Here is a 19,143-nt window from a genome sequence, read left to right as displayed (position 1 = left end):
GGGTGCCTCCTGAGTGGCTTCAGACACGGATCCCCCTCGGGACGGTCAGCCGGCCGATGAGCACGTACGCGGCGTCGAAGAGCAGCGCCAGGACGACGATGCCGAGCGTGCCCGCGAGGACCTGGTTGAGCGCGTTGGCGCTGCCCAGCGAGGCGATGCCGCGGAAGATCAGGTTGCCGAGCCCGGGGCCCGAGGCGAAGGCGGCGATGGCGGCGATGCCCATCAGCATCTGCGTCGAGACGCGGATGCCGGTGAGGATCGGCGGCCAGGCGAGCGGCAGTTCGACCCGGACGAGCCGCGCGAAGCGCGACATCCCGATGCCGCGCGCCGCGTCCACCAGCGTGGGGTCGACGCCGCGCAGCCCGACGATCGCGTTGCGGACGATCGGCAGCAGCCCGTAGAGCGTCAGGGCGATCACCGTCGGGGCCACGCCCAGTCCCACGATCGGGATCAGCAGGCCGATCATGGCCAGCGAGGGGATGGTGAGGATCGTCGCGGTGGTGGCCGTGGCGAGGTTGCCCGCCCACTCGGTGCGGTACGTCAGCACGCCGAGCAGCACCCCGATGACGGTCGCGAGGACCATGCACTGGAGGACCGCGCTCGCGTGCTGGAAGGAGTCCGTCAGCAGTTGCGCGTGACGGCTCCCGACGTATTCCCAGAAGTTCACCCGTACCCCTCTCGTCCGCTGTCCGCTAGGGATGAGCGCCCGAGGACGCCTGGCGCACCAGGGGCACGATCCGCAACGGCACCGGGTTCTCCATGACGATCGCGGTGGAGGCCCGGACAATGCCATCAAATCCGACAACCCGGTCGATCACCCGCTGAAGATCGGCGTTCGAGCGGGCCACGAGGCGGCAGAGCATGTCGCCGTGGCCGGTCGTCGTATGCAGCTCCAGCACCTCGGGAACGGTCGCCAAGTGCGCCCGTACGTCCGCGCCTTGGCCCTGTTTGATCTCCAGCGTCGCGAACGCGGTCACCGGGTATCCGATGGCCGCCGGGTCCACGTCGGGCCCGAAGCCGCGGATTACTCCACTCGCCTTAAGCCGGTCCAGCCGGGCCTGCGCGGTGCCGCGCGCGACCCCCAGCCGGCGGGACGCCTCCAGCACCCCGATCCGGGGCTCCTCGGCCAACAGTTCGAGCAGGCGGCCGTCGAGCCGGTCGATACCCATGGCGTTCCTCTCCGATGCACTCCGGTACGGGTGCTGCGCACCTTGTACAGATAGCCCCATGGGGAGGGGGTGCAGCTGTACAGGGTGACCAGCAGATGTACAAACTATTGCGCACCTTGTCGCGGGGCGGGAGCCTGCCGCCATGACTACTGCATCTCCCCGGGGGACCCACGAGGCCCCCGCCACCGCCCGGCAGGCCGACCCCTTCCCGGTCAAGGGGATGGACGCGGTCGTCTTCGCGGTGGGCAACGCCAAGCAGGCGGCGCACTACTACTCCACGGGCTTCGGCATGAAGCTCGTCGCGTACTCCGGACCGGAGAACGGCAGCCGCGAGACCGCCAGTTACGTCCTGGAGTCGGGCTCCGCCCGGTTCGTCTTCACCTCCGTCATCAAGCCCACCACCGACTGGGGCCGCTTCCTCGCCGACCACGTCGCCGAGCACGGCGACGGAGTGATCGACCTCGCCATCGAGGTGCCGGACGCCCGCGCGGCGTACGCGTACGCGCTGGAGCACGGCGCCCGCGGCGTCGAGGAGCCCTACGAGCTCAAGGACGAGCACGGCACGGTGGTCCTCGCCTCCATCGCGACCTACGGCAAGACCCGCCACACCCTCGTCGAGCGCACCGGCTACTCCGGCGCCTACCTCCCCGGCTTCGTCGAGGCGAAGCCGATCGTGGAGCCCCCCGCCAAGCGGACCTTCCAGGCCATCGACCACTGCGTCGGCAACGTCGAGCTCGGCAAGATGGACGAGTGGTGCGCCTTCTACAACCGGGTCATGAGCTTCACGAACATGAAGGAGTTCGTGGGCGACGACATCGCCACCGAGTACAGCGCCCTGATGTCGAAGGTCGTCGCGGACGGCACCAAGAAGGTCAAGTTCCCGATCAACGAGCCCGCGGTCGCGAAGAAGAAGTCGCAGATCGACGAGTACCTGGAGTTCTACGGCGGCCCGGGCGTCCAGCACATGGCGCTCGCCACCAACGACATCGTGGCCACCGTGAAGTCCATGCGGGCCGCGGGCATCGAGTTCCTCGACGTGCCCGACAGCTACTACGACACCCTCGGCGAGTGGGCGGGCGAGACCCGCGTGCCCGTCGACATCCTGCGCGAGCAGAAGATCCTCGTCGACCGTGACGAGGACGGCTACCTGCTGCAGATCTTCACCAAGCCGGTCCAGGACAGGCCCACCGTCTTCTTCGAGATGATCGAGCGCCACGGCTCGATGGGCTTCGGCAAGGGCAACTTCAAGGCCCTCTTCGAGGCGATCGAGCGCGAGCAGGAGAAGCGCGGCAACCTCTGACCCCGCCTCCGATCCGCCTCCGACCCGCCTCCCCACGCGGGAACCGGAAGGCCCGTGCTCCCCGACTCCGGGAGCACGGGCCTTTCCTCGTTCCGGGTCATGGCCCCGTTTGACAGGGGCGCAGCGGCACTTGCACGATCATCCCACTCCCCAGCAAGGTCGCCCCGGACCCGAAACGGAATCCCCCCACGCATGGCCACGTCCACGGCGCCCAGCCGCGCCCGTACGCCCCAGGACCGGGGGCCCCGCACCCCGCCCGCACGTCTTCGCCCCACCTGGGACGGCCGTGCCGTGGCCGTCCTCGCCCCCGCCGCGCTGATGCTCGCGCTCGGCCTGTGGGGGATACGCCGCGAGAACTCGATGTGGCGGGACGAGTCGACGACGTACCAGGTCGCGCACCGGAGCCTGCCCGAGCTGTGGAACATGCTGGGCACCGTCGACATGGTGCACGGGCTGCACTACCTGCTGATGCACGCGGTGTTCGCGGTCTGGGACGGCGGGCTCCTCGCGCTGCGCCTCCCCGCGCTGCTGGCCATGGCCGCCGCGGCGTCCGGGGTCGCGCTCGCCGGACGCCGCCTCTCCGGCCCCCGCGCCGGACTCGCGGCCGGACTGGTCTTCCCGCTCCTCCCTCTCGTACAGAAGTACGCCCAGGAGGGCCGCTCGTACGCCATGGTGTGCGCGGCGGTCGCCTGGTCCACGTACCTGCTGCTACGGGCCCTGGAACGGCCCCGCCCGCGGCTCTGGGCGGCCTACGCCGCGGTGCTCGCCGTCGGCTGCCTGCTCAACGAACTGGCGGTGCTGGCGCTGCTCGCGCACGGCGCCGTGCTGCTGAGGGAGCGCCCCCTGCGCCCGCTGCTCTGGCCCTGGGGCCAGGCCGCCGCGGCGGTGTGCGCGGTGCTGATGCCGCTCGTCGTGGTGAGCAAGGCGCAGGAGGCGCAGCTCGCGCACCTCCAGGCACCCGGCGCGACCCAACTCCTGCGCTTCGCGGTCCCGGTGCTGCTGGCACTCCTCTTCGCGTGCGCGCGCCCGCGCCGCAGAGGCCCCGCCGACCCGAGGACCACGGCCCTGGCCTTGGCGATCCTCCCCCCATCTCTCCTGGTCCTGGTCTCCTACCTCCGCCCGCTCTACGAGGAGCGGTACGTCGTCTACTCCGCCCTCGGCCTCGCCCTGCTGGGCGGCTTCGCCGTGGACCGGATGCTGCGCGCGCTGCGGCCGTGGCCGGCCGGGGCGCTGGCGGTGGCCGTCGTCACGGCGCTGGTCCCCCTCTGGCTCCCGGTACGGCAGCCGGAGGTCCACATGGACGACACGAACGCGGTCGCCACTGCCGCGCGCGGCATGACGCGGCCGGGCGACGGCGTCCTCTTCATCCCCTCGCTCCGCCGCGAGGGCAGCCTCTCGCACCCCGCCGAGTACGAGGGCCTGCGCGACCTCGCCCTGGCCCGCACCCCCGAGGAGTCGGGCACGCTCTGGGGCGTCGAACTCCCCGAGGAGAAGATCGGCGCACGCGTACGGGCCGCGCACCGTGTCCTCGTCCTGACCGACCCTCCGTCCCGCGCGGACGACGCGCCCTTCACCGCCCAGGACGAGGCAAAACTGGCCGCCCTCCGCGAACGCTTCACGCTCTGCGCTCGGCAAAACACCGGCCGCATGATCCTCACCCTGTACGCCTCGGACCCCGCACTCTGCGACCGCTGAGCACCTGCCCCTTGCCGCGCGCTGCGGCCTGCGGCTGCGTCGTGGCTGGCCGCGCAGTTCCCCGCGCCCCTGACGGGACGCGTCTGCCCCTGCTTGTGCGTCGCGGTCTGCGGGTGCGCTGTGGCTGGTCGCGCAGTTCCCCGCGCCCCTGACGGGGCACGTCTGCCCCCGCCTGCGCGTTGCGGACTGCGGTGCGTCGTGGCTGGTCGCGCAGTTCCCCGCGCCCCCTGGAGGGGGCGCCCTCTGCTCTTCCGCGAAGCTTGGGAAGTCTGCGCAAGGCGCAGGGTTGGCAAGCGCAGCCCACCATGCCGGGTACGGATGTGCTAAGGGCGCAAGCCCAGAAGGCGGGCCTTTGTGCGGCGTACCTCGGAGGAAGAGGGTGGGGGCTGTCCCTCGGCCCACGCGGGGGCACTCCAGTCCCCCGTGAGCAACGAGACGCTCACGTCGCCCCGCCGCAGGGCGGACGTGTCCGCGTTCGGGACCGGCTCGGGCGCGTCAGGGGCGACACCCAGCCTCACCTTGTAGCACTCGGCACACTCCCCGGGGTCCGGGGTGAAGGAGCGGGTGATCTCCCGCGCGTGCCCCACGTTGGTGAAGGCGAGCCCTCCATCCGGCTTCGCCGGATAGTTGACGTTGAGCGAGGAGTGGGGCGGCAGCAGCGGCGCCCCGCGAGCCGCCGTACGGGCCAGCCGCTCGACCGTACGTACGGTGAAGTCCGCCGCCTCCGAAGCGGAGGGGAACGGATCCTGGGGGTTCGACAGGTCGTACCCGGCGCTCACCGCGAGCGAGGGTACGCCGAGGTCCTGGGCCATGACGGTCGCACCGACGGTCCCCGAATGGTTCGCGCTGGTGCCGGAGTTGGGCCCCGCGTTGACACCGGAGACGACCAGGTCAGGATCCTTCAGGACGCGTTCCGCGCCGAAGGCGACCGCGTCGCCGGGCGAGCCGGTCACGGACCAGACGCCGGGCTCGGCCTCCACCGCCCGCACCGTCGCGCCCGAGGTGAAGTTGAGCCCCGTACCGCGCCCGGACTGGTCCTCGGCGGGCGCGACGATCACGGCCGTGTGCCCGGCGGCGGCGAGCGCGTCGCGGAGCCGGTGGAGGTACGGGTGCCGGTAGCCGTCGTCGTTGGAGACGAGGATCCGCAGGCCGTCCCGTTCCCGCTCGGCGGCGGCGCGTTCGGCGGGGCGCGCGCCCGCGACCCCCGATCCGGCGACGAGCCCCGCGGCGCTCCCCGCCACCGCCAGCAGCACCACGGTTCTCCGTATACGCATGCGCCGTCTCCCTCCCGGGACGAACACGAGCGGTCGCGGCACCTTAGAACTGACGGGTCGTCACTTCAAGGCGTGCTCAACAGATCGTTTCCGGCGGGTTCCGTCCGCACCGCCCGCCTGCGAGCCTGAGCACATGAGCGAGCTGAGCGAGCTGATCGAGCGCCTGCGCGAAGGGCTCCCGGAGGACGCGGTCCTCACCGACCCCGACATCCTCGGTACCTACGCGAACGACATGGCCAGCTTCTGCCCGGCCGGTGCCCCCGCCGTCGCGGTGCTGCCCCGCACCGCCGAGGAGGTCCAGCACGTGATGCGGACGGCGAGCGCGCTGCGCGTCCCCGTCGTGCCGCAGGGCGCGCGTACGGGACTGTCGGGCGCGGCGAACGCCACCGACGGCTGCGTGGTCCTCTCGCTCGTACGGATGAACCGCATCCTGGAGATCAACCCCGTGGACCGCGTCGCGGTCGTCGAGCCCGGCGTGGTCAACGCCGCGCTCTCCCGCGAGGTCAACACGCACGGCCTCTTCTACCCGCCGGACCCCTCCAGCTGGGAGGAGTGCACCATCGGCGGCAACATCGGTACCGCGTCCGGCGGCCTGTGCTGCGTGAAGTACGGCGTCACCGCCGAGTACGTGCTCGGCCTGGACGTCGTGCTCGCCGACGGCCGGCTGATGTCCACCGGGCGGCGCACCGCCAAGGGCGTCGCCGGATACGACCTGACCAGGCTCTTCGTCGGCTCCGAGGGCAGCCTCGGGATCGTCGTGAAGGCGACCCTCGCGCTGCGCGCCGAGCCGCCCCAGCAGCTCGCGCTCGCCGCCGAGTTCCCCTCGGCCGCCGCGGCCTGCGACGCGGTGTGCCGGATCATGGAGGCCGGGCACACGCCCGCGCTGCTGGAGCTGATGGACCGTACGACGCTCCGCGCGGTCAACGCGCTGACGAAGATGGACCTCCCCGAGACCACCGAGGCCCTGCTGCTCGCCGCGTTCGACACGCCGGAGCCGGGCCCGCAGCTCGCCGCGATCGGGGAGCTGTGCGAGGCGGCGGGCGCGGCGCAGGTCGTACCGGCCGAGAGCGCGGCGGAGTCGGAGCTGCTGCTCCAGGCGCGGCGCGCGGCGCTGGTCGCGCTGGAGGCGGTGAAGGGGACGACGATGATCGACGACGTCTGCGTCCCGCGCAGCGAACTGGCGGCCATGCTGGAGGGCACGGCCGCCATCGCCGAGAAGCACGGGCTGACGATCGGGGTCTGCGCGCACGCGGGGGACGGGAACACCCATCCGACGGTCTGCTTCGACGCGGCGGACGAGGACGAGTCGCGCCGCGCCCGCGAGTCGTTCGACGAGATCATGGCACTGGGCCTGAGCCTGGGCGGAACGATCACGGGGGAGCACGGCGTGGGCGTGCTCAAGAAGGAGTGGCTGGCCCGCGAACTGGGGCCGGTGGGGCTGGAGATGCAACGCGCGGTCAAGGCCGTCTTCGACCCTCAGGGCATCCTCAATCCGGGCAAGCTCTTCTGAGCGTGCCGATGAGTGTGCCGACCGGAAGAGCGCGCACGACGGCCTCGCCGCGTCAGGGGATCAGCAGCAGCTCGCGCGTCCTGCCGTCCCTGTCGACAATCTGGATCTTGCTTCCCTTGGCCGCCTCGGTCTCGATCAGATCGTAGACGGCGGTGGCGCGGCGGACTGTTTCCGTGATCGAGACGCCCCTCCGCTTGTGCTTCTGGAGGACCTCCGCCGTCGCCTCGCTGATGTTGACGCTGAGCCGGGTGCTGGCGCCGGAACGGGTGCCGCCGGGCTCAGTACGGGTAACAGCGTTCTCCATGTCCGACATGGGAGGACTCCTCTTCTTTGGGCAGCCCGGACTCCCCCGGTGCCGTACGCGCGGTTCTGTCCTTGCCTTGCCCTCTCAGGATGCGTTCCTGACACGCATCGTGTCAACCCGTCATGCGCACCGCATGCGCATACGATGTGTATCCAGTGTGCATCAATCCCACCTGAACTGCTGATTCGATGCGTGAGGTGCGTGGTAGTCTTTCCGTTCCATAAAGTGACGGGAACTGCCCGCCGTGCTCGAACGTCCGCGAAATCAGGGGGAGTTGCGGAGAGGGGGTGACCGGAGTGTCGACTTCACAGGACCCGCGCGCCCGGCAGGGCCGCACGCCTGCTCCCTGCCCATTCGCCCGGTCCACCAGCGGAACGCAGGGGAGCGTGCTGCTGGAGGCCGGTTTCGACTGCCCCAGGCTCCGCGCGCCGGACGCCGTGGTGCACGCGTACGCCGACCGGGTCCCGGTGGGCGCCGGGACCGGATCCCTGTGCCTGCTGGTGGAGGACGAGGCCCCGGGCGCCGGTGCCGTCTTCTCCCTGGAGGAGGCGGGAGACGCCGAGGAGTGCGAGCCGGGCAGCGGTGGGTGCCGTGGCTGAGCCCCCGCCGGAGCCCGCGCTGCGCCTCACGGAGCTGTCGGAGGACGAACCGCCGGGCGAGGCCGAGGTCTTCTCGACCCCGGAGATGCACATCCACGAGACCCGGCGCGCGCTGGCCCTCCGCCTCTTCTGGCTCGTCGGCGTCATCGCCGTGCTGCCGGTCCTGGCGCTCATCTTCCAGCGCTGGACCAAGTTCACCGACGCCGACTTCCGCGAGGTCAGCACCCTCTTCACCCCGGTGGTGGCCCTCGCCAGCGCCGCCTTCGGCTTCTTCTTCGGCTCCGACCAACGCCGCTGACGCCCAGCCGTAGAGGGCCGACTGTCCTTCTTGCCCGTATCCCCTCTCCGGTGCCGGGCAGGGGCTGCCCCTCCTCCCTCGGCCGGTCTGCGGGTGCGTCGTGGCTTGTCGCGCAGTTCCCCGCGCCCCTGACGGGGCACTCCTGTGCGCCCCGAAGGGGCGCGGGGAACTGCGCGAGCGGCCACAGCGGGCCCGCAGACCGCAGCGGACGGAGAGGGGCTCCCCCTACCCGGTCTCCAAGGGGACCAGCAAACGGTGCGGGGTCAGCAGGGCTTGGCTCACCGGGTCCTGGCGGGAGGGGTGGTCGGCGTTCGGGCCGGGGTGGATGGCGATGTCGGCGGGCGGCACCGCCGCGACGCCGCACTGCTCGCAGCCCCCGCCGGGGCCGAGCCGGCGGCCGCACGCCGCGTGGGTGTAGAGCCGCCGTACGGACCGGGAGCCGGAGGCGTGGACCTCGCCCCAGGACAGCAGGGCGTAGAGCGCGGGCCACAGCGCGAGGCCCTTGTCGGTGAGCACGTACTCGTCGCGCGGCGGTGAGTCCGCGTACCGCCGCTTGTCGAGCACTCCCGCCTCGGTGAGCGTCCGCAGCCGCCCGGAGAGCACCGCGCGCGGGATGTCGAGGTGGGCGAGGAAGTCGCTGTAGCGGCGCACCCCGTAGAAGGCGTCGCGGACGATGAGCATCGTCCAGCGCTCGCCGACCAGCTCCAGCGTCCGGGCGAGCGAGCAGTCCTGCGCCGCGTAGCCCTTTTTCAGTGCCATGCGGGCCACCTTACCAAGCCTTGGTTCATTCAATGAACCTACGCGTGCTACGTTCCTCCGGCACCAGCGAGTTCGTTCATTGAACTCAGTTCGTTCACGGAACCCACGACCCCAGGAGTACGCAGTGTCGGCCCCCGTACGCGACACGGGCGCGGGCGCGGTCCTCGCGACCGTCAGCCTCGCCACGTTCGTCGCGCTCATGAACTACACCGCGCCGATGCTCACGCTCCCCGGCATGACCGCCTCCTTCGGCACCGGCGTCTCCGGCCAGGCGTGGCTGCTCAACGGGATCGCGCTCGGTCTCGCGGCCCTGCTGCTCGTCGCGGGCAGCCTCGCCGACGACTACGGGCGCAAGCGCGTCTTCGTCGCCGGAACCGCCGTGCTCGCCGTCACCGTCGCGCTCGGCGCCGCCGCCTCCTCCACCCTGACCTTCACCCTCGCCCGTATCGCCCAGGGCGGCGCCAGCGCGGCGATCGTCGCCAGCAGCCTGGGCCTCCTCGCACAGGCGTACCCCCAGGGGCCCGCGCGGGTACGCGCCATGGGCGTCTGGGGCGCCGCGCTCAGCGGCGGCATCGCCACCGGACCTGTGGCCTCCGCCGCGCTCGGGGCGCTCGACTGGCGCGTCGGCTACGCGCTCTACGCCGTCGCCGCGCTCGTCCTCGCCGCCGTCTCCGCCCGTACGCTCACCGAGTCCCGCAGCCCGCGCCCCGGCAGGCCCGACCTGCTCGGCGCCGTCGTGCTCGGGCTCGCGCTGACCGCGCTGCTCGCCGCGCTCACCGTCGGCAGGGACGGCTGGCTGCGGCCCGCCGTGGGGGAGTTGCTGGGCGCCACGGCCGTGCTCCTCGCCGCGTTCGTCGCGATCGAGCGGCGCGTCAGCGCGCCCATGCTCGACCTCGGGCTCTTCCGCCGCCCGGCCTTCCTCGCCGCGACCAGCAGCGCGCTGTTCACGGGGCTCGGCGTGATCGGGATGTTCAGCTACTTCCCCGCGCTGCTCCAGCAGGCCATGGGCATGTCGGAACTCGGCACGGCATGGCTGCTGTGCCTCTGGTCCGGCGTCGCGCTGCTCGTCGCGCTCCAGGCCAAGCGGCTGCCGGAGCGCTTCTCCGCGCGTCATCAGCTCGCGCTGGGCTTCGTCCTCTCCGCGCTCGGCGCGCTGACCATGCTGGGCGCCATGTCCTCCGGCTCCTGGGTCCGTACGCTCCCCGGCTGGCTCGTGGCGGGCGTCGGCAGCGGGCTGCTCAACGCCGCGATGCCCCGCGCCGCCGTCGAGAGCGTGCCTCCCGACCGCGCCTCGATGGGCTCGGGCGCCAACAACACGGCGCGCTACATCGGTTCGTCCATGGGGCTCTCCCTCACGATCGTCGTCGCCACCTCGGCCGGCTCCGGGCACGGCGGCGACTCCGCGCGCGCCCTCGCGCACGGTGCCGACCACGCCCTGCTGGTGGGCGTGGCCCTGATGCTGGCGGGCGCCGTGGGCGCCCTCGCCTTCAGGGAACGACGTACGGCCAGGACGCGTGCCGTGGCCGTTCGCTGACCGTCTCCGTGTGGATCCGCTCCGGGGGGACGCTGGCCAGCTCCAGGAGGGCCACCAGTTCCCGTTCGAGAACGGGCGTGTAGAGCGCCCGTTCCTCCGGAGTCATCTGGATGTCGATGGGTTCGTTGCGGCGGTCGAACGCCGCGTTGACGCCGCTCATCAGTTTGAGCAGCAGCTCGAAGGAAGCCGGGTCGAGACGCTCCGCGAGGTCGCGGAGACGGGCTCCCACGCGGAGGCGGACCTCCTGCTCGCGCGGTCCGTGCGGATCCTCTTGAGGCATGGGCGGAATGATGGCGGATTTCCTTTCAGGGACGGTCGTATTCCGGCATTCCTCCGGCGAGTTGCGTCCGTTCCTCTACGATCCGCTCTCGCCGCCTTCATCGCTCTGCCACGGGTCGCGCAGATACAGGTCGTCCCGAGGGGTCGGCGCGAGCAACTCGCTCAACCCCTCGTCGATCCCCAGCGCCTCGTGCTCCTGCCCCGGGGGCACCACGCGCAACGTCCGTTCCAGCCACGCCGACAGCGCCAGCGACGGCGCCTCCAGCAGCGCGTCGCCGTCCGGGGACGTCAGCGCCATGCAGATCACCTCCCGCGACTCGACCTTGGTCGGCCACACCCGTACGTCCCCCTGGCCGCACGGCCGGAAGACGCCCTCGACGAGCAGCTCGCGCGAGAACGTCCAGTGCACGGGGAACTCGGTGCCGATGTGGAAGGTGACATGGACGGCGAAGGGGTCGTCCGAGCGGTAGCTGAGGCGGGCGGGTACGGGGACGCTGCGCTCGGGGGAGAGCACCAGCTTCATCTCCAGCTCGCGTTCCACGACGGTGTTCATGGGGTGTGCCCTTTCGTTGTGCCGTGCCGCGTGTGCGGCGGGGTGCACAGGTGAGAGAGCGCTGGTCGTGGTTCCTTACACGGCTTCCGGAGATTTCCTCCAACTTTTTCCCGGCGAGCGTCCTCCGGGGTCGCTCGAACGCGGTCAACCGGGCGGTCTCCCTCCGCCCGGGGCCGTCTTCTTCGTTACTGTCCTCCTTGGACAGGCGGAGGTTCCCCCGCCGGGCCACAGCGGTGACCAGCGAGGCCGCAACGCCGCTGCCAGGTCAAGTGTGTCGGTCATGATGGGAGTTGGGGGCAGTGGCACCCTCCGGTACGAGCGGTGAGGTACCTCGTTCGGGGTATTACCCGGATCCGTCCATCCCCGGATACATCCGGTACTGGAACGGTTCGGCGTGGGTGCCGGGCACGAGCCGCCCCGAGCCCCGCGAGGGCGAGCCGATGCCCGAGCCGCCCCCCGGCGCGGCTCCTCCGGCCGCGCCCGAGCCGCCCGCAGGGCCCGCGCTCGCCTCGTCGCCCGCGTCATCCGCGTCGCCTCCGCGCCGGACGGAACCGGAGGAGACGGGACCGGTCTTCCTCGACGAGGACGACGCGCTGCCCGAGCTGCGGCCGGGCGGCGGCTCCGCGTGGCAGGCGGACGCGGCCCGGCAGGCGGGCCCCGACGGCGAGCACGAGGGCCGCATCTCCTGGCCCACGCCCGAGGACAGCGCCGATTCCGGCCGCGACGACCCGCGCGGCGACTGGGGCGGCGACCGGGGCGGCGACCGGGCGCGCGGGGGAGAGGCGGAGGCCGAACGGCCGCGCGCCGGGGGCGAGAGCGAGCCGCCCGCGGGTACGGGCGCTCCTGGCACCCCGGCCGCCCCCGCGGAGCAGGGACCGCAGGTGCCCGGACAGGGCAAGCGCGAGCACACCGTGGGGCTGCGCCGCTCCGAAGTCCTCGGCACCGGCGGCCCGTCGGCGGACACGCCCCGCGCGTCGTCCTCTCCCGCCGTCCCGGGCCAGGGGCAGGGCCACAGCCAGAGCCAGGGCCAGAACCAGAGCCAGAACCAGGGGCCGGTGCAGCAGCCGTCCGGACAGCGCGTCCCCGGCCAGGGCGGAGCCTCCGCTTCCGCCTCTGCCTCCGCCGCGCCCGCGGCCACCCCGGCCCGTACGGCGGCGCAGAACCCCGCGGTTCCGCAGGGCCCCGCGTCCGCGCCCGCCTCGGCCGCGAACCCCGGCGCTCCCTGGCAGCAGCAGGTGCAGGAACTCGCCGCGCCCGCGCCTGCCGCCGCGCCCTCACCGGCTCCGGCCACCGCCTCTCCCGCCGGTGCCGGGCTGCCCGCGCAGCCGCAGAGCGGCGGCCCGGACGCGGTCACGCCCTGGCGGCCCCCGGCCGAGGACCCGTTCGCGAGCGTGGCGCGGCAGGAGCGGCCCGCGGGGCTCGGAAAGCGGCTCTGCGCCCGGCTGGTCGACCTGGTGCTCACGCTCGCCGTGGGCGGCGGCGTCGCGTTCCCGTTCGTGGCCAAGGCGACCGACCACATCGACGACAAGGTCGACGCGGTCGAGCAGGCGGGCGTGACCAAGCAGGTCTGGCTGATCGACGGGACGACGGGCGGCTATCTCGCGATCGTCCTCGGCGCCCTGCTCGTCTTCGGACTGCTGTACGAGGTGCTGCCGACGGCCCGCTGGGGCAAGACGCTGGGCAAGAAGCTGTGCGGCGTCACGGTCCTCGACGTCGAGCGGCAGGACCCGCCCACCTTCGGCGCCGCGCTCACGCGCTGGCTGGTGTACGGGGTGCTGGGGCTGCTGGCGGTCGGCGTGGTGAACGTGCTGTGGTGCGTGTTCGACAAGCCCTGGCGCCAGTGCTGGCACGACAAGGTGGCACGCACGTTCGTGGCGGGCCGCCCACGCTGACGTCCGTACGCGCGTCCGTACGGGCCACGCCCGTCCCCCGAACAGCACGCAGCGGATGCGCGCTCACGGGACGGGCGTTCCACTCGGGCCATGAGCACGGAGCAGCCCGAGAACGATCCCTTCCGGAAGCCGGAGCAGCCCGAGCAGCCGTCGCCGCCCCCGTCGTCGGGCGGCGGAGGCTCGCCGTACGACAGCGCGCCGCCACCCCCTCCGCCGCCGCCCGGCGGAGGAGACGGCGCCGCCGGTCCGTACGGCGGCGGTCCTTACGGCGGTTCCGGTCCCTATGCCGGCCCCGGTCCCTACGACAATCCCTACGGCGGCACCATGGGCGCCGCCGACCCCCTCGCCGGGATGCCGCCGCTCGCCTCGCGGGGCAGGCGGCTGGTGGCCCGGATCATCGACGCCCTTCTCATCGGCATCCCGGTCGGCATCGTGGTCGGCCTCGCGCAGGGCGGTTACTCGACCGACACCGGCCAGACGTACTGGCAGCAGGCCGTCTACACCCTCGTCTACCTGATCTACGAGGGCGCCATGCTCACGGCGCGGGGCCAGACCGTCGGCAAGAAGCTGATGAAGATCCGCGTCGGGATGCTGTCCAACGGCACGGTCCCGCACGGTTCGCCGGGCTGGTTCCGCGCCGCCACGTACTCCCTGCCCGCGCTCGTCCCCTGTCTCGGCTTCCTGTTCTGGCTCGTGAACGTGCTGTTCTGCACCTGGGACAAGCCCTACCAGCAGTGCGTCCACGACAAGGCTGCGCGGACCGTGGTCGTCGCCACCGACTGAACGGGGGCGGCGGTACGGCCCGTACGGGCTGACCCGGCCTGTCGCTCCGGGTCAGCGCCGCAGGGTGGGTTCCGCGATCCGTCCCGCGGCGGCCGGAGCGGCGGCCGCCGCCGTGCTGGAGGCGGTGTGCTGGACGGGGACCGGGGTCCCCTGCGCCACGCGGACCGCCGTCGCCCGTTTGCGCGTTGCGCGCGGGGTGGGAGCGGTGAGCGCGACGAGTACGCCAAGGGCAAGTGCCGCGAACGCGATCACTGTCACTCCGAGGCCCGAACGGGCCTGTGAGAGCAGCAGCATGGCGAGCGCGGAGCAGATGACGGTGGCAGATCCGTAAGCGAACTGTGCGGCATTCGGACGCGGCATGGCGGATCCGTCCTCGGGGGGTGAGGTCAGAGTGGACGTCGAACGGGTCGTTGCACGGCCCTCGTTGCCTCGGTACAAACGGGGCGCCATCGAACGACTCTACGGTCCGGGATGCCCTAGCGGAAAGCCGGGTAAGCGTGACCTAACCCACGCCGCTGTTGCACAGGGGGCGCACTGGCGCACGGGGTCCCAGGAATCCCAACTCGTGGACGGCGTAGTCCTCTTGTGTGACGCGCCGTCCGCTCGTGCTCCCCCCTGTCCGCCGGGGGTGGCGCCGGGGTCGCACGGGGGCGTGCCGGAGGGACGTACCGGTGTTCGCATCCGTTATCTGACGGTGAGTTGAACTGCTCCGGAGGACCGCGGGGGCCCGACGGTCCCGGGTGCCGTGCGCCCGTCCTCCCCAACTATGGCCCACCGGCCCGTGGTTGGCCCGTACGGCGGTGCCGTACGGTCTCCAGGCGAGGTGAAACGGGGGGTGCGGGAGGCGTTCCGGGCCGCGAAATTCCAGCTCAAGGGACATATGGCGGAGAAGCGGGCATAGCGTGACCAAGGTCACGGCGAGGGTGATCGAATCACCCCTGCACATGCCACTGACAAGATCCACAGCGGGGTCCCGAGGTTTGACGATCATGGTGTGTGCAACCCAGGGATGAATTTGTTTGCATCGTTGCAGGTCAAAACATGATCACCCGTTACCCCCTGGCGGTGGGAGCGCGATCGCGTTTAGATGCCTCCTGTGAGGGTTCCTCGACCGGGCCCTCGCGTGACCACCCGAAGCGAGTCTCACGGGGGAGATGATGTACATGTCAGGAGGCGGATTCGTCAGGCTGCCGGACGGCAGCGTGATCGTCGCGCTGAGCCTGCCCCGCCCGCGCCCGCAGGGCCCGGCCGGAGGTGGTGCCCTGCGGCTCTCAGGAGCGCCGCGCGGGACCCGCGCGAGCGCCGCCGGACCCCTGGGCCCGCGCCGCTGGTCGGCGCAGGCCGACGAGCCGCACACGGTGCGCGCCGCGGCCCCCCGGCGGCACGGGGACGAGCCACGCGTCCGTGTGCTCGTCCACGCGCAGAACCGGGCCCGGGCCCTGACCCGGCTGCGGAACCTCGGCCTGCGCGCGATCTATCTGAACGGGAACGCGGAGCCGCCGACCGCCGACGAGGTCACCGCCGTGCTCCACCACCCCGAGGGGCTGGTCTGGCGGGCCGTCCCCGAGGACGACCGCGAGTCCTGGCACCCCATCGCCTCGCTGCTCCGGGTCGGCACCGCCTAGGCGCCGCCCCGGCCTGAGGGAGGCGGGGGAGCGGGGCTACGCCGTGGAGACCACGGGCTTCCCCGTCAGCTCGACCCCCGCGTCCCGCAGCTCGTCCAGCGCGCGCTGCGTGGTGCCCTCGGCGACGCCCGCGGTGAGGTCCAGCAGCACATGGACCCGGAAGCCCTCGCGGGCGCCGTCCAGCGCCGTGGCGCGCACGCAGTGGTCGGTCGCGATGCCGACGACGTCGAGCTCGGTCACCTCGCGGGCCCGCAGCCACTCGGCGAGGGACGTCCCGTTCTCGTCGGCGCCCTCGAAACCGCTGTACGCGGCGGTGTAGGCGCCCTTGTCGAAGACCGCGTCGATCGCGCCCGAGGCGACGACCGGCGCGAAGTTCGCATGGAAGCCGACCCCCTCGGTGCCCGCGACGCAGTGCGGGGGCCAGGAGCGCTCGAAGTCGGGGTGCTCGGAGAAGTGGTCCCCGGGGGAGATGTGGAAGTCGCGCGTCGCCACCACGTGGCGGTACCCCGCTGAGGAGTCCGCCACGAGATCGGTGATCGCGGCGGCCACGTCGGCCCCGCCGGTGACCGCGAGGCTGCCGCCCTCGCAGAAGTCGTTCTGCACATCGACGACGATCAGTGCCCGGTGCATGGTGCACACCCTTCGGTCGGCTCGCTTCTGAGACTAGACGCGTACGCGCGTACGCGGCAGTGGGCCTCGCCCCTCGTCCCTCCCGTACGCGGCATCTCGGGGCGGAGAAGGGGCTGCCCCGTTCGGTGCTTCGCCGGCCGCGGGCGCGTCGTGGTCACTCGCGCAGTTCCCCGCGCCCCTGACGGGGCACGGCAGGTGCGCCCCGAAGGGGCGCGGGGAACTGCGCGCCCAGCCACATGTGTGCCGCGGCCTGCGGCGAAACGGTGCGGGGCAGCCCCTGCGCAGCACCCCAGACTTCGTCACCGGAGATGCTCCGTCGGGAGAACGGCCTCGCCCCGTGAGAGCTGCTTCGCGGACATCGGCAGCCGTTCCAGCGTGGCCCGGTGGCGCTCGCGGGCCGCCTGGAGGGGTTCGCGGCCGATGACCGAGCCGCCCTTGACCAGTTCGGCCTGGAGCTGGTGCGGCGCCAGCTCCTCGGGGACCGGGCCGCTGCCGATGACCTCGGCCTCCGCGACCCCGTCGGCGTCCAGCGGCCGGGCGGCCCACTTGGCGCCGCCGACGGAGGTCTTGCCGCCCATCGAGCGCTTGGCGACGGGCCGGAGCGGCGCGCCGGGCTCGTCCGAGTCGGCGCGGGCGACGAGCTTGTAGACCATCGAGCAGGTGGGGTGGCCGCTGCCGGTGACGAGCTGGGTGCCGACCCCGTACGCGTCGACGGGCGCGGCGGCGAGCGAGGCGATCGCGTACTCGTCGAGGTCGCTGGTGACGACGATCTTGGTCTTCTCCGCGCCCAGCTCGTCGAGCTGCTGGCGCACGCGGTGCGCGAGGAGCAGCAGGTCGCCCGAGTCGATCCGGACGGCGCCGAGCCCGGGGCCCGCGACCTCGACGGCCGTACGCACCGCCGCCGTCACGTCGTACGTGTCCACCAGCAGCGTGGTGCCGCTGCCCAGCGAGTCGACCTGGGCCTGGAAGGCGTCGCGCTCGGTGTCGTGCAGCAGGGTGAAGGCGTGGGCGCTGGTGCCGACCGTCGGAATCCCGTACCGGAACCCGGCGGCCAGGTCCGAGGTGGTGTCGAAGCCGCCGACGTACGCCGCGCGGGAGGCGGCGACCGCGGCCAGCTCGTGCGTGCGCCGGGCGCCCATCTCGATCAGCGGGCGCCCGCCCGCGGCGACGGCCATGCGGGAGGCCGCGGCGGCGACCGCCGAGTCGTGGTTGAGGATCGAGAGGATGACCGTCTCCAGCAGCACGCACTCGGCGAAGCTGCCCTCCACGCGCAGCAGCGGCGAGCCGGGGAAATACACCTCCCCCTCGGGGTATCCGAGGATGTCGCCGCTGAAGCGGTAGTCCGCGAGCCACTCCAGGGTGGGGCCGTCGACGACCTTGCCCGCGCGCAGGAACTCCAGCATCCGGTCGTCGAAGCGGAAGTTCTCCACCGCGTCGAGCACGCGGCCCGTGCCGGCCACCACCCCGTACCGCCTGCCCTCGGGGAGCCTGCGGGTGAAGACCTCGAAGACGGAGCGCCGCTCCGCCGTGCCCGCGCGGAGCGCGGCCTGGAGCATGGTCAGCTCGTACTGGTCGGTGAACAGCGCCGTCGAGGGCACGGTCACCGGCAGCCCCGTATCTGCCTCGTTCACGTTCGGTCCCACCTCGCGAGTTCGTTCGGTCAGGCTGAGCGTACCCCACATCTCGTCAGCTTGACGATATGCGCCGGAGGCCCCGGCGGGGCCCCCGCCGGGGGCCGCGTTTGCGCGGGTGCCCGCCCCGGGTGGCAGCATGGGACCCGTGAGTGTCGCCCCTACGGAGATCGAGCGCCCGGAGTCGAGCGAAGAGCACGTCGAGGTGCCCGAGCCCGATGTGCCCTGGGTGACGGTCGTCCACAACGACCCCGTCAACCTCATGAGCTACGTGACGTACGTGTTCCAGGCGTACTTCGGTTATTCGAAGGAGAAGGCGAAGAAGCTGATGCTGGACGTGCACCACAAGGGGCGGGCGATCGTGTCCAGCGGCAGCCGCGAGGAGATGGAGCGCGACGTGCAGGCGATGCACGGTTACGGCCTCTGGGCGACCCTGACCCAGGACCGCTGATGGCGGGCCACTTCGAGTCCGTGGACGGCGGCGGCGCCGCCATCGCGCTGGACGAGGTCGAGGTCTCCATCCTGCGCAGCCTCGCCGTCCAGCTCCTGGAGCTGATCGGCCCCGGCGCGGAGCCCGCCGGAGGGGCCGCGCCCGAGGGCATGGAGGGGTTCGAGGGCCTGGAGGACGTGGCCTGGCCCTTCGCCGACGGCCCGTCCGAGCCCCCGGCCGACCCCGCCCTCGCCCGGCTCTTCCCCGACGCCTACGGGCCGGGGCCGGACGCCGGGGAGGCGAAGCCCGACGAGCTGGAGGAGGCCCGCGCGGCGTCCTCCGAGTTCCGCCGCTACACCGAGAACGATCTGCGGGCCCGCAAGCGCGAGGACGGCCTCGCCATGGTGCGCGCCCTGGACGGGCTCACGCCCGGTGACCGGGGCGCGGTGCTCACGCTCACGGCGGACGACTCCCGGCAGTGGCTCGGCGCGCTCAACGATCTCCGGCTCGCCATCGGCACCCGGCTGGACGTCTCGGACGAGGACGGCGGCGAGATGTACACGCTGCCGGACTCCGATCCGCGTAAACCGATGGTAATGGCCTATCTCTGGCTCGGCGGCCTCCAGGAAACTCTCGTCGAGACCCTGATGGATTGATGCCCGGACTCCGGAAATTCTCCGGAAGCTCCGCCTGAATTCCTTTCCCGATCCCTTTCACGACCCCTTCCCACGGTCGGCCGACGGCCGTGGATTGCGGGCGTTTCCCTGCCGCTCCCGCCGAAGACCCCCGATTCCCGGCAGTCCCGGCAAAAGTTATGCCTTTAATGGGTGGTATGCGGCTTTTGTGCCCGGCCGTTTTGATCTCTCTTTGCTCATGTG

General features: G+C 72.2%; 21 protein-coding genes. 11 read left to right on the top strand and 10 right to left on the bottom strand.

Annotated elements, in window-relative coordinates; genetic code table 11:
• Window positions 1-19 precede the first annotated feature (19 nt).
• Both ACGF3A_RS36565 and ACGF3A_RS36560 read right to left on the bottom strand, forming a co-directional pair.
• Window positions 20-667: an ABC transporter permease gene (locus ACGF3A_RS36565; RefSeq protein WP_393734809.1), complete on the bottom strand. Its 648-nt coding sequence runs from the start codon at window positions 665-667 to the stop codon at window positions 20-22.
• A 25-nt stretch (window positions 668-692) separates the two neighbouring features.
• A complete protein-coding gene (locus tag ACGF3A_RS36560) occupies window positions 693-1,169 on the bottom strand; it encodes an Lrp/AsnC family transcriptional regulator (protein ID WP_393734808.1) in 477 nt (158 codons plus the stop codon).
• Between the two features lie 142 nt (window positions 1,170-1,311).
• On the opposite strand from ACGF3A_RS36560, the gene hppD reads away from it, so the two are divergent.
• Window positions 1,312-2,469, top strand: coding sequence for a 4-hydroxyphenylpyruvate dioxygenase (hppD, locus tag ACGF3A_RS36555; protein ID WP_393734807.1), 1,158 nt, complete (start codon window positions 1,312-1,314; stop codon window positions 2,467-2,469).
• 192 nt (window positions 2,470-2,661) lie between these two features.
• Window positions 2,662-4,164, top strand: coding sequence for a glycosyltransferase family 39 protein (locus ACGF3A_RS36550; RefSeq protein ID WP_393734806.1), 1,503 nt, complete (start codon window positions 2,662-2,664; stop codon window positions 4,162-4,164).
• 323 nt (window positions 4,165-4,487) lie between these two features.
• Here the strand turns inward: ACGF3A_RS36550 and surE are convergent, their stop codons facing one another.
• A complete protein-coding gene (gene surE, locus ACGF3A_RS36545) occupies window positions 4,488-5,438 on the bottom strand; it encodes a 5'/3'-nucleotidase SurE (RefSeq protein WP_393734805.1) in 951 nt (316 codons plus the stop codon).
• A 133-nt stretch (window positions 5,439-5,571) separates the two neighbouring features.
• Between surE and ACGF3A_RS36540 the strand changes: the two genes are divergently transcribed.
• The gene (locus ACGF3A_RS36540) at window positions 5,572-6,948 is read left to right on the top strand and encodes an FAD-binding oxidoreductase (protein WP_393734804.1); all 1,377 of its coding nucleotides are present in this window, start codon (window positions 5,572-5,574) and stop codon (window positions 6,946-6,948) included.
• 52 nt (window positions 6,949-7,000) lie between these two features.
• Here the strand turns inward: ACGF3A_RS36540 and ACGF3A_RS36535 are convergent, their stop codons facing one another.
• On the bottom strand, window positions 7,001-7,261 hold the full coding sequence (locus tag ACGF3A_RS36535; RefSeq protein ID WP_393734803.1) for a hypothetical protein: 261 nt from the start codon (window positions 7,259-7,261) through the stop codon (window positions 7,001-7,003).
• 377 nt (window positions 7,262-7,638) lie between these two features.
• Here ACGF3A_RS36535 and ACGF3A_RS36530 point away from each other — a divergent pair, with 377 nt between their 5' ends.
• The gene (locus ACGF3A_RS36530; protein ID WP_393734802.1) at window positions 7,639-7,851 is read left to right on the top strand and encodes a hypothetical protein; all 213 of its coding nucleotides are present in this window, start codon (window positions 7,639-7,641) and stop codon (window positions 7,849-7,851) included.
• Window positions 7,844-8,149 carry a hypothetical protein gene (locus ACGF3A_RS36525; RefSeq protein WP_393734801.1) on the top strand — a complete coding sequence of 102 codons (306 nt, stop codon included), beginning with the start codon at window positions 7,844-7,846 and terminating at the stop codon, window positions 8,147-8,149. Before ACGF3A_RS36530 ends, ACGF3A_RS36525 begins: the two co-directional genes overlap by 8 nt.
• Window positions 8,150-8,374: 225 nt before the next feature.
• Here ACGF3A_RS36525 and ACGF3A_RS36520 read toward each other — a convergent pair whose 3' ends face one another.
• Window positions 8,375-8,908 carry a winged helix-turn-helix transcriptional regulator gene (locus tag ACGF3A_RS36520; protein ID WP_393734800.1) on the bottom strand — a complete coding sequence of 178 codons (534 nt, stop codon included), beginning with the start codon at window positions 8,906-8,908 and terminating at the stop codon, window positions 8,375-8,377.
• A gap of 124 nt (window positions 8,909-9,032) precedes the next feature.
• Here ACGF3A_RS36520 and ACGF3A_RS36515 point away from each other — a divergent pair, with 124 nt between their 5' ends.
• Window positions 9,033-10,442 (top strand): MFS transporter, encoded by a 1,410-nt coding sequence (locus tag ACGF3A_RS36515; RefSeq protein ID WP_393734799.1) that lies wholly within the window; start codon window positions 9,033-9,035, stop codon window positions 10,440-10,442.
• On the opposite strand, the gene ACGF3A_RS36510 is transcribed toward ACGF3A_RS36515, so the two are convergent.
• Together ACGF3A_RS36510 and ACGF3A_RS36505 are read right to left on the bottom strand one after the other, a co-directional pair.
• Window positions 10,396-10,722 carry a hypothetical protein gene (locus tag ACGF3A_RS36510; RefSeq protein WP_393734798.1) on the bottom strand — a complete coding sequence of 109 codons (327 nt, stop codon included), beginning with the start codon at window positions 10,720-10,722 and terminating at the stop codon, window positions 10,396-10,398. The genes ACGF3A_RS36515 and ACGF3A_RS36510 overlap by 47 nt on opposite strands.
• Window positions 10,723-10,797: 75 nt before the next feature.
• On the bottom strand, window positions 10,798-11,274 hold the full coding sequence (locus ACGF3A_RS36505) for an SsgA family sporulation/cell division regulator (RefSeq protein WP_393734797.1): 477 nt from the start codon (window positions 11,272-11,274) through the stop codon (window positions 10,798-10,800).
• Between the two features lie 299 nt (window positions 11,275-11,573).
• Here ACGF3A_RS36505 and ACGF3A_RS36500 point away from each other — a divergent pair, with 299 nt between their 5' ends.
• The gene (locus tag ACGF3A_RS36500) at window positions 11,574-13,166 is read left to right on the top strand and encodes an RDD family protein (protein ID WP_393734796.1); all 1,593 of its coding nucleotides are present in this window, start codon (window positions 11,574-11,576) and stop codon (window positions 13,164-13,166) included.
• A gap of 90 nt (window positions 13,167-13,256) precedes the next feature.
• On the top strand, window positions 13,257-13,949 hold the full coding sequence (locus tag ACGF3A_RS36495; RefSeq protein ID WP_393734795.1) for an RDD family protein: 693 nt from the start codon (window positions 13,257-13,259) through the stop codon (window positions 13,947-13,949).
• 51 nt (window positions 13,950-14,000) lie between these two features.
• Here the strand turns inward: ACGF3A_RS36495 and ACGF3A_RS36490 are convergent, their stop codons facing one another.
• Window positions 14,001-14,309 carry a hypothetical protein gene (locus ACGF3A_RS36490; RefSeq protein ID WP_393734794.1) on the bottom strand — a complete coding sequence of 103 codons (309 nt, stop codon included), beginning with the start codon at window positions 14,307-14,309 and terminating at the stop codon, window positions 14,001-14,003.
• Between the two features lie 803 nt (window positions 14,310-15,112).
• On the opposite strand from ACGF3A_RS36490, the gene ACGF3A_RS36485 reads away from it, so the two are divergent.
• Entirely contained in the window at window positions 15,113-15,574 is a 462-nt protein-coding gene (locus ACGF3A_RS36485) for a hypothetical protein (protein ID WP_393734793.1), read from the top strand.
• 36 nt (window positions 15,575-15,610) lie between these two features.
• On the opposite strand, the gene ACGF3A_RS36480 is transcribed toward ACGF3A_RS36485, so the two are convergent.
• Window positions 15,611-16,204, bottom strand: a complete 594-nt coding sequence (locus ACGF3A_RS36480; RefSeq protein WP_393734792.1) for a nicotinamidase — start codon at window positions 16,202-16,204, stop codon at window positions 15,611-15,613.
• Window positions 16,205-16,503: 299 nt separating this feature from the next.
• Window positions 16,504-17,835, bottom strand: a complete 1,332-nt coding sequence (locus ACGF3A_RS36475; RefSeq protein WP_393734791.1) for a nicotinate phosphoribosyltransferase — start codon at window positions 17,833-17,835, stop codon at window positions 16,504-16,506.
• A 139-nt stretch (window positions 17,836-17,974) separates the two neighbouring features.
• On the opposite strand from ACGF3A_RS36475, the gene clpS reads away from it, so the two are divergent.
• Window positions 17,975-18,286 carry an ATP-dependent Clp protease adapter ClpS gene (clpS, locus tag ACGF3A_RS36470; RefSeq protein ID WP_393734790.1) on the top strand — a complete coding sequence of 104 codons (312 nt, stop codon included), beginning with the start codon at window positions 17,975-17,977 and terminating at the stop codon, window positions 18,284-18,286.
• Window positions 18,286-18,921, top strand: a complete 636-nt coding sequence (locus ACGF3A_RS36465; protein ID WP_393734789.1) for a DUF2017 domain-containing protein — start codon at window positions 18,286-18,288, stop codon at window positions 18,919-18,921. The genes clpS and ACGF3A_RS36465 overlap by 1 nt, the downstream gene beginning before the upstream one ends.
• Window positions 18,922-19,143: the final 222 nt, after the last annotated feature.

The organism is Streptomyces sp. NPDC048172 (assembly GCF_043202595.1).
GTDB lineage: Bacteria > Actinomycetota > Actinomycetes > Streptomycetales > Streptomycetaceae > Streptomyces.
The sequence above is the reverse complement of the archived record's forward strand: the minus strand, read 5'-3'. Positions and strand labels throughout refer to the sequence as shown.

Excerpts from the sequence above, each read along its gene's own strand:
- ACGF3A_RS36490 (WP_393734794.1), bottom strand. The coding sequence starts at position 14,309 with ATGCCGCGTCCGAATGCCGCACAGTTCGCTTACGGATCTGCCACCGTC.
- ACGF3A_RS36540 (WP_393734804.1), top strand. The coding sequence starts at position 5,572 with ATGAGCGAGCTGAGCGAGCTGATCGAGCGCCTGCGCGAAGGGCTCCCG.
- ACGF3A_RS36550 (WP_393734806.1), top strand. The coding sequence starts at position 2,662 with ATGGCCACGTCCACGGCGCCCAGCCGCGCCCGTACGCCCCAGGACCGG.
- ACGF3A_RS36480 (WP_393734792.1), bottom strand. The coding sequence starts at position 16,204 with ATGCACCGGGCACTGATCGTCGTCGATGTGCAGAACGACTTCTGCGAG.
- surE (WP_393734805.1), bottom strand. The coding sequence starts at position 5,438 with ATGCGTATACGGAGAACCGTGGTGCTGCTGGCGGTGGCGGGGAGCGCC.
- ACGF3A_RS36535 (WP_393734803.1), bottom strand. The coding sequence starts at position 7,261 with ATGTCGGACATGGAGAACGCTGTTACCCGTACTGAGCCCGGCGGCACC.
- ACGF3A_RS36560 (WP_393734808.1), bottom strand. The coding sequence starts at position 1,169 with ATGGGTATCGACCGGCTCGACGGCCGCCTGCTCGAACTGTTGGCCGAG.
- ACGF3A_RS36510 (WP_393734798.1), bottom strand. The coding sequence starts at position 10,722 with ATGCCTCAAGAGGATCCGCACGGACCGCGCGAGCAGGAGGTCCGCCTC.
- ACGF3A_RS36505 (WP_393734797.1), bottom strand. The coding sequence starts at position 11,274 with ATGAACACCGTCGTGGAACGCGAGCTGGAGATGAAGCTGGTGCTCTCC.
- ACGF3A_RS36495 (WP_393734795.1), top strand. The coding sequence starts at position 13,257 with ATGAGCACGGAGCAGCCCGAGAACGATCCCTTCCGGAAGCCGGAGCAG.
- ACGF3A_RS36485 (WP_393734793.1), top strand. The coding sequence starts at position 15,113 with ATGTCAGGAGGCGGATTCGTCAGGCTGCCGGACGGCAGCGTGATCGTC.
- ACGF3A_RS36520 (WP_393734800.1), bottom strand. The coding sequence starts at position 8,908 with ATGGCACTGAAAAAGGGCTACGCGGCGCAGGACTGCTCGCTCGCCCGG.
- hppD (WP_393734807.1), top strand. The coding sequence starts at position 1,312 with ATGACTACTGCATCTCCCCGGGGGACCCACGAGGCCCCCGCCACCGCC.
- ACGF3A_RS36465 (WP_393734789.1), top strand. The coding sequence starts at position 18,286 with ATGGCGGGCCACTTCGAGTCCGTGGACGGCGGCGGCGCCGCCATCGCG.
- clpS (WP_393734790.1), top strand. The coding sequence starts at position 17,975 with ATGGGACCCGTGAGTGTCGCCCCTACGGAGATCGAGCGCCCGGAGTCG.